Raw genomic sequence first — 12573 nt, 5'->3', positions numbered from 1 at the left:
CACAATAGGCCATGATGCGGCAGTAAAATCACCATGATATGAGGCTTAGCGTGTGAGCCAAGACTTTGGATTTTGTGTTTTACTGTTGCGGCGAATTTCGAAGTAGAGTGAGGGTTGTGGTTGGCCGCCTGTGTCTCCGGCTAGGGCAATGGTTTCCCCAGCCGTGACTTTGTCGCCCTCTTTTTTCAGCAAGCTTTGGTTAAAACCATAAAGAGTCATATCGCCCTTACCATGGTCAAGCAACACCACTAAGCCATAGCCACGTAAGTAGTCAGCAAACACGACAGTGCCTGAATAGACGGATTTCACTGCCTGACCATAGTTTGCGTCAATCACCATCCCTTTCCAATTAATTTGCCCAGTTTGGCGCGTGCCGTAGTTGTGCAGAGTTTGCCCTTTTAACGGCCATGGTAGCTTGCCTTTTTGACGTGCTAAACCATCCATAGGGACTGAATTGCGTTTGGCGGCTTTGGCTATTTCCGCTTTGAGTCGTGTTTCATTACGTTGCAACTCTGATAGGTAGACTTTGTCGTTGGAAATGCTGTTGCGGATTTTGGAGACAGTGCCTTTGCGTTGTGACTGAGCTTTGGCTAATTGATCGCGCTTATTGGTTTGCTGTTTGAGCAACGTCGTGATCTGCTGTTTTTCGAGATCCAACTGCTCACGACTATTGGCCAGCTCAGTCACCACGGTTTCAAGTTCGGCGATGGTTTTGGCGCGTTGTTTGGCCAAATTTTGGAAATATTGGCTGATCCTATCTTCTTCGACACCTTGATTGAGGATCTTGGTAGAAGACTTAGCTCTTTGGGTGACATAATAGGTTTGCAGTAACGCGGCCAGTTTGTCGCTTTGCGCCTGTTTTTGTTGCTCAAGATTAAGAACTTTACTTTCTAGCTGATCAATATTGCTGTTGGTGTTGGCTAACGAGGCTTTAGTCTGCTTAATTTCATTTTCTATGCGGTTAATAGAAATCTCTTGGTTTTTAAGCGATTGCTGTAGCGTATCAAGCTTGTTTTGCTGACTCGACAGTGATTGCTTTTGACGAGAGATTTCGCCACTTACGCCTTTAAGCTCATCATTGCTAGCCGAATAGCTAGGAGTTAGGTAACAGGTGGATAGTATCAATCCGAGCGCAAAAGCTGTTCTTTTGGCTAAGAGTATCCGGTTTGCAATCACCACCATTGAGTAAGAATGTCCTAACTATCTGAGAGAGAATCAGTATACCCAAACCTCTTGTGTAGAAGAAAGGGGAAAGTCAAAACTTGTCGAAGTGCGAGGTATTTCACTTCAATAAAAAAGCCCGAGCATAGGCCCGGGCTAGAAACAGAGAAGACAGGGTTACTTAAATAACACGTCGCCAGTCATTTCTGATGGGATCTCTAGGCCGGTAAGCGCTAGCATCGTTGGCGCAAGATCAGACAGTTTACCACCTGATTTGAACTCAATCGCTTTGTCACCAACGTAAATCAGTGGCACGGGTAGGTTGGTGTGCGCGGTGTGAGTGCCACCCGTTTCCGGATCGACCATCATTTCTGCGTTACCGTGGTCTGCTGTGATCAGCATTTGACCACCAACTTCTTCGATAGCAGCAACGACTTTACCAACACAGGCATCGACAGCTTCGATGGCTTTTTCTGCCGCTTCATATACGCCAGTGTGGCCAACCATGTCTGGGTTCGGGTAGTTACAGATGATCGCGTCGTATTTACCAGATTTGATCGCGGCAACCATTTTCTCGGTCAGTTCTTCAGAACTCATTTCTGGTTGAAGATCATAAGTAGCCACTTTTGGTGATGCGACAAGTTGACGCTCTTCACCTTCAAATTCGTTTTCAACACCGCCGTTGAAGAAGAAAGTCACATGAGCGTATTTTTCAGTTTCTGAAATACGTAGTTGAGTTTTACCCTGTTTAGAGAGCCACTCACCATAAGTGTTTTCCAGTGATGCTGGTGGGAAAGCAGTAGCAAGAGGGATGTCAGCTGCGTATTGAGTGAGCATCACGAAGTGAGTGCTAGGGAATACCGCGCGTTCGAAACCATCAAAGTCAGCAACGAAGGTGCGAGTAATTTGACGGGCACGGTCAGCACGGTAGTTCATGAAGATAACAGCATCGCCATCTTGCATGATTGCATCTTCTTGATCTTCTGCTTTGATTGCGGTCGCTTTAACGAATTCATCGTTCTCTTCACGAGCGTATGCTGCTTCAAGGCCTGCAACTGCTGTATCGAAAGTGAATTCAGCTTTAGCTTGAGTTAGAAGATCATAAGCAACTTGAACGCGATCCCAGTTGTTATCACGGTCCATTGCGTAGTAACGGCCTACTAGAGATGCCACGCGGCCTTTACCCAGCTTCGCAAACAGATCTTGGAAGCGCTGTAGTGAGTTTTGTGCGCTACGTGGCGGCGTGTCACGGCCATCTAGGAAACAGTGTAGGTAGATTTTCTCAGCGCCGCGTGCTGCTGCCATTTCAACGGCTGCGTAGATGTGGTCTTCGTGAGAGTGAACGCCACCTGGAGACATTAGTCCCATGATGTGAACTGCTTTATCTGCTTTGACGGCAGCATCGACCGCTTCAACCAATGCTGGCGTGTGAGCAAATTCGCCATCTGCAATCGATTTAGTGATACGAGTTAGATCTTGATAGACCACACGACCAGCACCAATATTGGTGTGACCCACTTCTGAGTTACCCATTTGACCATCAGGCAGACCTACGTCCATACCAGAAGCTGAGATAAGAGTGTTCGGTTTGTTAGCAAAAAGGCCGTCTAAAACAGGTGTTTTTGCATTTGCGATCGCGTTGCTTGCGGTATCTTCACGGTGACCGTAACCGTCAAGAATAACTAGAGCCATTGGCTTCTTAGCTGACATAGTGATGACCTCGTCAAATTTCAAAATAACTTTAGAAACAAAATTAGCGTAATTTTACTACACTTTTTAACCAAAACTGTAGGTTAAGATCAATTATTGTTTGGGAAATATCGTTGCTATCTTTCACTTTACTCGCTATTGGCGTGATTTCAACTCGTTTGCGTCGAATGCCGGTTAGTGGTTATTGTCGCATCTGGTCAGAAAAAAGAAATTCGGTTTTGGCTATTAACTAGATAGCCGTTAACCGACCAGAATTCCTGTCCCTGCGACCGCCATCATCGCGCCTATCCAAGCGAAGCGATTGGGGCGTTTTCCTGAATAAATCCAAAGTATAGGCAATAACATAATCGGTGTAGTCGATGAGAGTAACGCGACCATTCCTACATTGCCTTGTTTTAGAGCGTAGAGAATCAGCGTCATTCCTACTGCCATGGCTAAAAAACCGTTGACGGCGGTAATAGCAAAGATTTTGATATTCATCGGCAAAGTGGCTCGGGCCAATTTAACGCCACTGATGAAAAGCAGGCAGTGAGCGGCAAAGGCGGTCATCATTCGGATTGCAGAAGCGGCGACCGGATCAATATCCGTCTGCATCACTGGTTTGGCGATAATCCCGCCCAGAGCTTGGCATAACGCCGCAAGGAGGCCGAGGCTGATTCCTGCCCACACATTGCCTTTAATCGATTCAAGTTGATTGGCCGCTTGACCTTTGCGGCCGAAGAAAATCGCTGTCAGCACGCCAGAAAACACCAATAGCGCGCCAATAAACTCGATGTGAGTCATGGTTTCGCTAAACAGGAAGTAGCCAAGAATCGCGGAGAAAACAGCATGGCAAGAAAACAGCAAGCCTGCTTGTCGCGGGCCCATCCGATTTAGGCAAGCAAACAGCGCCGTGTCACCAATAAAAATACCAATAACACCAGAGAGCATCATGGCAGAAACAGCGCTTTGTTCAACGCTCGACCACCCCCCTGTATAGAGCGCCATCGAACCGAGGATAATTGAGGTGCAACCCATACGCCAACGGCTATAGGCAAAGGTTCCTAAATGTTGCGCCGGAACGACAGAGAGAAGACTGGCCACGGCCCAGAGAAAGGCCGCGGCCAATGCCAGCCATTCATAACCCATCGACACGTTATCCTTGTGAATATGGAACAGTAATGGCTGACAATATGCATTAAAAATGCGTTAAAACAAACCTTAAACTTTGAAGCGCCCGACCTCTTTACGCATGGTCTGAGCAGACTCACGCATGTTATCGGCACTGTCACTGCTTTGTATCGCTTGTGCTGCAAGTACGTCAGAGGCGTCTTTAATCCCTTGAGTGTTACGACTGATGTCTTCACTGACCGCACGTTGCTCTTCAGCCGCGCTAGCGATTTGTAGCGCCATATCATTGATTTCGGTAATCGCATCGGTGATACGGCCTAAGCTTTCTGCGGCTTGTTGTGCGTAATTGACACTGGTATCGGCCAAAGAGGTACTGCTCTGCATGCTATTAACTGCTTGCTTAGTGTTGTTCTGCAACGTCTCTATCATGTTGCGAATCTCTTCGGTCGAGCCATGGGTTCGTTGACTCAAGACTCGAACTTCATCTGCGACCACGGCAAAGCCACGTCCTTGTTCTCCTGCACGCGCCGCTTCGATGGCTGCGTTGAGGGCAAGCAAGTTGGTTTGCTCGGCTATTCCCTGAATGGTAGACAGAATTTGGTTGATGCTCTGAGTGTTACTTTCAAGCTCTGAAATGACGCTCGCAGCGGCCATGACTTGGTCAGCCAAATCAACAATCGCTTGACGGTTTTTCTGAATGACTTGTTGGCCATCTTGGCAGGCGAGCGAAGAGGTCTGTGAAGCGTTTGCCGTCAGTTCAGCGTGGCTCGCAACCTCAGCGGCCGTTGCTGACATTTGATGGATCGCGGTGGCAATTTGATTGACATCATTTTGCTGCACTTCAACTTGATGCGATGACTGCTGTGATAGTTGGTTCGCTTGTACTGCTTGAGCTGCCAGCGTGTCACTGTGTTGAATAATACCGCTGATCATTGCTTGCATCTGCGCGAGAAATTGATTGACGTGCTCCGCGACTTCGCCGATTTCATCGCGGCGTTTAATTTCAATACGCTGAGTTAAGTCTCCTTCCCCTTTTGACAGCTGTGATAAAGAAGCCGATAAGTCTTGCAGTGGTTTAAGGAGCTTGGTGATGGTGTAAGTGCTAAAGGTCGCAATCACAAAATACAGTATCAGTGAGGCGAGCGCCGTAAACTGAATCTGCTCACTGACCGATGCAAAAGCGAGTGTTTTATCGACAACGATGCCCAGTGACCAATCCGTCGAAGGGACGCTGATCATGTAGATCAACTTGTCACCTTGATTGGGCCAGTGAATCGTCGAGATTTGCGCGCTGTCGATCAGTTGCTCGATGGTATTGCTCGTTAATGCTGGGTTTAGCTCGGTGACGGGCTTTTGGCTCAATTTTTCATCTTGATAGGCGACAATGTTGTTGTTGCCGTCGATGAGAAAGGTAAAACCGTCGTTGTCGAGCGTAACGTTCAGCACTTCATCGATAATGTTAGTGACGGTAAGGTCAGCTGCCAGTACGCCAGGTTTTTGGCCAGTAAAAGCTTTGGCAAAACTGACGACGATGCTGCCATCAAAGTCTTGATAGGGTTCGGTTAAGATAAGCCCTGAGGCTTTCATTGCATCTTGATACCAAGGGCGAGTGCGCGGATCGTAATCGGCAGGCCAATCTTCGCTTTTATCGCCGTAGGCTATCGAACCATCTTCAAAGCCAGCGTAGACCGAAAGAAAGTCTCCGGCGCGCTTGGTGACTAACATCTCACGTTCAGGGTTTTGCGCCGCTACAATGACTTTTTCGTTTGCTAACATCATGTCACTGCGAATCTCTAACCAGTCACTGATGTAGCGCGAGGTAGCATGGCTGACATTAGCCATTTCACTATTGAGGGCTGAGGTTGTCTCGTTTTTGAGTTGGCTTACCGAGATCCAAGCTTGAACGCCACTAACAATGGCGATGACGATTGCTATCGCAATCTGCATTTTTAATTTAATGGTATTTCTCATTGCCTTTCCTTTAGTTACTAGACAATCAATCGAGAAGGGCGGTGTGGCAGTGAATTTGCCGCATCTGCATTGGACCGTTGATGGACAAATTGATCTGTGCCGCCAGAATGACTCACGTTGAAAATTGAATTGGATGTTATTGTTATTATTGAATTTATTTTATATGTCTTATTGATGGATTAGGTTGATCTAAGTATGGAATTGCAGATTCACTGTGTGGCGGCTTAGTGATATTTGAACAAAATGTGACCTCTAGTCCATAAACCAGAGGTCACGGTTATTTTAGGTGAGAATCAGTGCCCCGATGTAAACCAACACTAAGCCGATGACACCGATGATTAGGCCTGTTTTTGCCATATCTTTGCTCTCAATAAGGCCGGTAGAGTAGGCCAGAGAGTTGGGGGGTGTTGAAACTGGCAGAATCATCCCTAATGATGCAGAGAAGGCGACGACCACTAACAAGCCTTGCAAACCGCCAACACTGACTAGGCTCTCCATCGAGGCGCCAATGGCCGCAGCAATCGGCATCAATAAGTTGGCCGTGGCAGTATTCGACATAAAGTTTGCCATGATCCAACAAACGAGTGACAAGGTTAACACGACCGCGATTGGTGACAGAGACTCATAGTCGATCGCATGGGCTAGCGCCGATGCCAAGCCTGTTTTGTCAAGACCAATCCCGATAGCAATCCCCCCAGCAACCAACCACAGTACATCCCAGTTGATCTGCTTCAGCTCCGCTTTGCCCATGATGCCAGTCAACGTGAAAACCGCGAGAGGAATAATGGAAACCACATAGGTGTTCATGCCATGAAGTTTGGTCGTCATCCACAATAAAATCGTTGATGCAAAAGTGATGTAGACAACAATAGCGCGCCAATTTTTTTGAAATTGACCGTCGAGTTTCAACGTCATGGTCGGCTGTGAAGAAGGAAACAGTTTTTGCAATAAGAACCAAGCGATCGTCAACTGAATAACAACAAAGGGCAGTCCCATCATCATCCATGTAAGAAAGTCGATGGCGTTTTCGCCGGTCAAATATTGCAATGCGATCGCATTTGGCGGTGTACCAATGGGTGTCGCAATACCACCAGTATTGGCCGCTATCGGAATACACAACACCAGAGCTTTGATGCCGATGTCACCTTTCGGAGCTGAGGCCACAATCGGGCCGAGTAGCGCTAACATCATCACTGTGGTCGCGGTATTGGACATAAACATCGAAAAGACAGCAGTAATTAACATCAACCCGAGCATGATGAATTTCGGTTGGTGGCCGAAAGGTCGCAGTAAAACGCGCGCTAGGTTGTTGTCGAGTTCGTATTTAGAGGCCGCAATCGCTAGGGCAAAACCACCCATAAATAGAATAATGATCGGTGATGAGAAGGCGCTAAAAATGTCGGTGTAATTCATCAGCTCGCCGAGTTCGTGTCCCGAGGGAGGCGTACGAAACAGGTGCAGCCCTTTATTCGAGATCATCACCAGTTCTAGTGCGATGATCAGAATCGACGTTGCGAACACCGGAACAGGTTCAAGCACCCACAATAATGCCGCGAGCAAGAAGATAGCCAACAAACGATGCTGGATGAGGGTTAGATCATCAATCGGAATCCAGTCGATGGGCATGAATAGTACCCCAATAGGAATCGCGAAACTGATTAAAAGTTTTATTAGAATTCCAGACTCAACCTTGAGCATAGCGGATTCTACCTCGTGATAAACAAAAGCCAGCTCATAGATTAATTTACAATCATATTGAGGTCTTCGACCGAGCCTAGAATTTTGATAAACAGTTGAATTTGTTCACGTGGATTTGCTTTGAATCAAAAAAGCCCCGCATAAGCGAGGCCAGTAGTAGAGCTTTGGTAGAAAAGGCAGTTAGTCTTGTTGATACTCTGTGGACGTCACATGAGCGTATGGTGTACCCATCACAGTGGCCTGACTATTTTGCATCGTCTCATCAAACTCAATCGCGCCTTTGGCAAACAGGTTTATCACCGTTGAACCTAGTTTGAAGCGGCCCATTTCTTGACCTTTTTTGAGAATAACGGCGTTATTCCCTTGAGCTGGGTAGTCCCATTTGTACACGCTGTTACCACGAGGCGGAGTCACGGTGCCTGCCCATACTTGCTCGATACTGCCAACAATTGTGGCACCGACGAGCACCTGCGCCATAGGGCCAAACTCAGTATCAAAGATAGAGACGACACGCTCGTTACGTGCGAACAGGTTAGGTACGTTTTCTGCAGTGAGTGGATTAACCGAAAACAGGTCGCCAGGAACATAAATCATCTGACGTAAGGTACCATCACATGGCATGTGCACGCGGTGGTAATCACGTGGTGACAGATAAAGCGTGGCAAACTCGCCGTCTGCAAATTCAGCGGCTAATGTGCCGTCGCCACCTAATAGCTCTTGTGCGCTAAAGTTGTGGCCTTTAGCTTGAATCAACTGACCATCAGTAATCGGACCGAATTGGCTCACGCAAGCGTCTGCCGGGTGAGTGATCACAGACTCATCATCTGTAATTGGTCGTGCGTCAGGCTTGAGCTCACGAACAAAAAATTCGTTAAACGTCTTGAAGTGCTTCGGATCTGAGTGCAAAGCCTCTGCCATATTGACGTTATATTGTTTAATGAACCAGCGAATGACTGCTGTTGTCAGACCGCCAGCTTGCGCGGATGCGAGCTTGCCCATAAGGCGTGTTAGACCATGCTGTGGGATCCAATATTGCAGTCCAACTTTAATCTTATCCATTGTGTTCAATTCCAATGTTATGTGTACGATTGACGAGTTTCTGGGCGCGAGATGTTACTCAACTTGCTCGTAAATGTCAGCAGTTGCGCGCGTTTGCTTACAAATTTGCGGCTACAAATCGGCTTTTTTGCTGCGTGAGTACTGTCGGTTTGCCTTCATCTCAGCCATGCTTTCTAAAATGCGGTGATAGTTTGCAAAGCGAGTTTTATTAATCTCACCGTCTTCGACCGCCTGGCGTAGTGCGCAACCAGGATCGTCATTGTGTTTACAATCACGGAACTTACAGCCACCAAGGTAAGGTCTAAATTCAATAAATGATTTGGTAATTTCTTCGGCTTCTAGGTGCCATAAACCAAATTCACGCACCCCGGGTGAATCAATCAGATCGCCCCCGGTCGGAATATGATACAAGCGAGAGGCGGTGGTTGTGTGTTGGCCTAAACCAGAGTTGGTTGAAACCGCGCCTTCTTCAATGTTGAATTGTGGCATTAACGCATTGACTAAGCTTGATTTGCCCACGCCAGATTGGCCAACGAAAATATTAATGCGATCGGCCAGTTCGGCTTCCAATTCAGCAATGCCTTCTCCGGTTTGTTTACTGACAAACAAAACCTTATAACCGATCCGTTGGTACTCACTTAGCGCCTGTTTATACTCACTCAACTGCTGTGGTTCAAGTAAGTCGATTTTATTTAAAACCAACAGCGGTGAAATCTGCAGTGTTTCTGCGGCAACGAGGTAGCGATCGATGATATTAAGAGAAAGTTCCGGAAGTACCGAAGAGACAATGACAATCTGATCAACGTTCGCTGCAACGGGTTTTAAGCCATCGTAATAGTCAGGACGAGTCAGTACTGAGGTTCTAGGCTCAACCGCTTCCACAACGCCACTGATACCTTCCATCGATTCTAAACCCGCGCGCCAAATCACTTTGTCACCCGAGACCAATGTTTCGATACCACGGCGAAGATTACAGCGTTGAACTTCACCAGTGTCGAGATCTTCGATGTCGGCGTGTTGTCCAAAACGAGTGATAACCAGGCCTGCTTTGCTACTCCCCAACATGGACTCATCCCATTGAATGGTCTCTTCTTGTTTGAGTTTGCGTCTTTGGTTATGACGTACACGTCTGACCTGACCTTTGGTTAGCTTTTTCTTTTTAGCCACGTTTCTCTACTTCAATTGTTTAATTTATCGAGTGACCCCTGAGTGACAGCCTCTATCTCAAACTATCTTGGGGATCGGAATTTGGGTATAGTACCTCTTTTAGCGCAAAACCAATAGGCAACGATTTATGTCCTTTAGCGATCAAAATTTAATTTGGGTGGATCTAGAGATGACAGGGCTAGACCCGGAAACTCACAAAATTATCGAAATCGCCACCATAGTCACCGATAGTGAACTGAATATTTTAGCTGAAGGACCAGTACTTGCTATTCATCAATCTGAACAAGAGCTGCAAAAAATGGATGAGTGGTGTACGACAACTCATACAGGCAGTGGGTTGGTGGAACGTGTTCGAGCCAGTAATATTGATGAGCAAGAGGCGATTCGCCAGACGATCGCGTTTCTGGAACAGTGGGTACCAAAAGGTAAATCGCCAATTTGTGGCAATAGCATAGGCCAAGATCGCCGTTTCTTGTACAAACATATGGCGCAGTTGGAGCAGTATTTCCATTATCGTTACATTGATGTCAGCACTCTGAAAGAGCTGACACGCCGTTGGAAACCAGACGTTTTGGACGGATTTAGCAAGCAAGGTAGCCACCTAGCGCTGGATGATATCCGCGAGTCGATTGCAGAACTGCAGTACTATCGAAAAACGATTTTCAGCATCTAGTCGTCGTGTTCCAGTCTGTTATACAGATTTAAATTGCTCACAAAGCCGCACCCCATAGTGCGGCTTTGTGTGTTTTTAGGGAATGGGTAAGAAGACAAATTGTGCAACGCCATGGGCCACTTTGGTAATGCTGCGATTGGTTTTGTCGGCCACAATCAACGCCATCATGTCTTGGATCGTGACCATTTTGGTAAACAAGCGGTCAAAGCTAAAATCGCCGCCTTGTTCATCGGTGTCATTGGTAAAGATGAGTGGATTGCCCAATGCGTCCCTGCGGTGATAGAGACGCCAGACAAAAATTTCGATGTTTCTGGCACTGTTGTACAGCGCTTGCTCGTCAAGTGAATCTAGAATAAAAAACTCTTGCTGGTGGTTGTAAGAGCGACGGAGCATCTCAGCTAACCCTACCATCGCCGCAAACACGCGATCACCTTCGTAATCCTGCTCAAAGCTCAGCAATATGGCATCAATGCTAGTTAACCCATTAAGCTCATCAAAAACCAATGGCGGTAGTTCGATTTGGTCTTTAGGCCCTAGAATCTGCTCAATCCGACTTTCAATGGTCGCGTGTGGGTTTTTACTAAGTTGAATTGGATTACGTACGTACAGCTTACGCGTTAGCTCGGCAATGTGTATTTTGAGTTGACGCGCATGGGTATCCATTACAAAATCTACATCGCTTTTTCCAAGGTTGCGCACAGGCTTGGGTAGAGAACCGCACCCTGAAACCGCAAGCATGACTATGATGAGCAAAGGTGTTTTGAAACGAAAACTGCAAAAGTGCATACCACATCACGTCCATGTTAATGATTGAGCGCATCAAAGAGAGAGCTGTCCGTTATATATAAAATTACTCAGCACTGCGATGGAGATGATTAAAAAGGCAGGTCAACATCCCATTTTGTAGCTTGTGAGCAACTGAGATGATTTTCCTTCGCGTATTTTGTGTGAATTTCAAGCTATTTAAGCAATTGCTGTGCGCTTTTTGCTCACATGCAAAAAAAAACATTTTTTTTTGCATGAAGGACTTGCATCACAAAAAAATGCTCTTATAATTCGCAGCCCTGAACGACGGAAACGTTGTTGATGCGACACTAGCTCAGTTGGTAGAGCGCAACCTTGCCAAGGTTGAGGTCACGAGTTCGAACCTCGTGTGTCGCTCCAATCTCTTCTAGAGAAGCAGGAAAGGTTTTCATCGTACCAAACGGTGATACAATTCGGACGCGGGGTGGAGCAGTTTGGTAGCTCGTCGGGCTCATAACCCGAAGGTCGTTGGTTCAAATCCAGCCCCCGCAACCACATTTTGATCAATAGCGTTGGCTGTTGATATGCGACACTAGCTCAGTTGGTAGAGCGCAACCTTGCCAAGGTTGAGGTCACGAGTTCGAACCTCGTGTGTCGCTCCAGTTAATAGCTTTCATTGTGCTTAACAATGACATGCGACACTCGCTCAGTTTAACGAGCGCAACCTTACCAAGGTTGAGGTCACGCCTTTCTGTTTATGAATAGGGAACCTCGTGTGTCGCTCCACTTTCTTTATTAGAAAGTCAGGTTCTCATCGTACCAAACGGTGATACAATTCGGACGCGGGGTGGAGCAGTTTGGTAGCTCGTCGGGCTCATAACCCGAAGGTCGTTGGTTCAAATCCAGCCCCCGCAACCACATTCAAAGGTGTTGTGATTCGCTAGCTCGTCGGGCTCAGCTATTCATAAAACCTCGCGAAGGTCACGGATTCACATTCGGTCTCGCAAGTACGTTTTAATCAATAGCGTTGGCTGTTGATATGCGACACTAGCTCAGTTGGTAGAGCGCAACCTTGCCAAGGTTGAGGTCACGAGTTCGAACCTCGTGTGTCGCTCCACTTTCTTTATTAGAAAGTCAGGTTCTCATTGTACCAAACGGTGAATACAATTCGGACGCGGGGTGGAGCAGTTTGGTAGCTCGTCGGGCTCATAACCCGAAGGTCGTTGGTTCAAATCCAGCCCCCGCAACCACATTCAAAGGTGTTGTGATTCGCTAGCTCG

Annotated in this window: 9 protein-coding genes and 6 tRNA genes; 7 read left to right on the top strand and 8 right to left on the bottom strand. The window is 47.0% G+C overall.

The genetic code is table 11. The annotated features are described in order from the left end of the window. Window positions 1-45: 45 nt before the first annotated feature. The 7 genes from ViNHUV68_RS13060 to rsgA form a co-directional block, all read right to left on the bottom strand. On the bottom strand, window positions 46-1182 hold the full coding sequence (locus ViNHUV68_RS13060; protein WP_391088475.1) for a DegQ family regulator: 1137 nt from the start codon (window positions 1180-1182) through the stop codon (window positions 46-48). A gap of 156 nt (window positions 1183-1338) precedes the next feature. After that, window positions 1339-2871 (bottom strand): 2,3-bisphosphoglycerate-independent phosphoglycerate mutase, encoded by a 1533-nt coding sequence (gene gpmM, locus ViNHUV68_RS13055; RefSeq protein WP_391088473.1) that lies wholly within the window; start codon window positions 2869-2871, stop codon window positions 1339-1341. Window positions 2872-3111: 240 nt separating this feature from the next. Then, window positions 3112-3999: a DMT family transporter gene (locus ViNHUV68_RS13050; RefSeq protein ID WP_038176049.1), complete on the bottom strand. Its 888-nt coding sequence runs from the start codon at window positions 3997-3999 to the stop codon at window positions 3112-3114. 72 nt (window positions 4000-4071) lie between these two features. Next, window positions 4072-5952 (bottom strand): methyl-accepting chemotaxis protein, encoded by a 1881-nt coding sequence (locus tag ViNHUV68_RS13045; protein ID WP_038176050.1) that lies wholly within the window; start codon window positions 5950-5952, stop codon window positions 4072-4074. Between the two features lie 282 nt (window positions 5953-6234). Next, window positions 6235-7650, bottom strand: coding sequence for a DASS family sodium-coupled anion symporter (locus ViNHUV68_RS13040; RefSeq protein WP_391088470.1), 1416 nt, complete (start codon window positions 7648-7650; stop codon window positions 6235-6237). Between the two features lie 180 nt (window positions 7651-7830). Continuing rightward, entirely contained in the window at window positions 7831-8709 is an 879-nt protein-coding gene (gene asd, locus ViNHUV68_RS13035) for an archaetidylserine decarboxylase (RefSeq protein ID WP_391088468.1), read from the bottom strand. A 111-nt stretch (window positions 8710-8820) separates the two neighbouring features. Continuing rightward, the gene (gene rsgA, locus ViNHUV68_RS13030) at window positions 8821-9876 is read right to left on the bottom strand and encodes a small ribosomal subunit biogenesis GTPase RsgA (protein WP_038176055.1); all 1056 of its coding nucleotides are present in this window, start codon (window positions 9874-9876) and stop codon (window positions 8821-8823) included. Window positions 9877-10003: 127 nt separating this feature from the next. Between rsgA and orn the strand changes: the two genes are divergently transcribed. Next, window positions 10004-10549 (top strand): oligoribonuclease, encoded by a 546-nt coding sequence (orn, locus tag ViNHUV68_RS13025; RefSeq protein WP_038176057.1) that lies wholly within the window; start codon window positions 10004-10006, stop codon window positions 10547-10549. Between the two features lie 75 nt (window positions 10550-10624). On the opposite strand, the gene ViNHUV68_RS13020 is transcribed toward orn, so the two are convergent. Then, entirely contained in the window at window positions 10625-11212 is a 588-nt protein-coding gene (locus ViNHUV68_RS13020; protein WP_391088467.1) for a hypothetical protein, read from the bottom strand. A gap of 425 nt (window positions 11213-11637) precedes the next feature. Here ViNHUV68_RS13020 and ViNHUV68_RS13015 point away from each other — a divergent pair. From ViNHUV68_RS13015 to ViNHUV68_RS12990, 6 genes are all read left to right on the top strand, one after another. Further along, window positions 11638-11713: transfer RNA gene (locus ViNHUV68_RS13015), tRNA-Gly, on the top strand. Between the two features lie 58 nt (window positions 11714-11771). Then, window positions 11772-11848, top strand: a tRNA-Met gene (locus ViNHUV68_RS13010). A 31-nt stretch (window positions 11849-11879) separates the two neighbouring features. Next, window positions 11880-11955: transfer RNA gene (locus tag ViNHUV68_RS13005), tRNA-Gly, on the top strand. 179 nt (window positions 11956-12134) lie between these two features. After that, window positions 12135-12211: transfer RNA gene (locus ViNHUV68_RS13000), tRNA-Met, on the top strand. A 123-nt stretch (window positions 12212-12334) separates the two neighbouring features. After that, window positions 12335-12410, top strand: a tRNA-Gly gene (locus ViNHUV68_RS12995). A gap of 56 nt (window positions 12411-12466) precedes the next feature. Next, window positions 12467-12543, top strand: a tRNA-Met gene (locus ViNHUV68_RS12990). The last annotated feature ends 30 nt before the right edge of the window (window positions 12544-12573 follow it).

Source organism: Vibrio sp. NH-UV-68 (genome assembly GCF_042940635.1).
In the GTDB taxonomy this organism is placed as follows: domain Bacteria; phylum Pseudomonadota; class Gammaproteobacteria; order Enterobacterales; family Vibrionaceae; genus Vibrio; species Vibrio pacinii.
The sequence above is the reverse complement of the archived record's forward strand: the minus strand, read 5'-3'. Positions and strand labels throughout refer to the sequence as shown.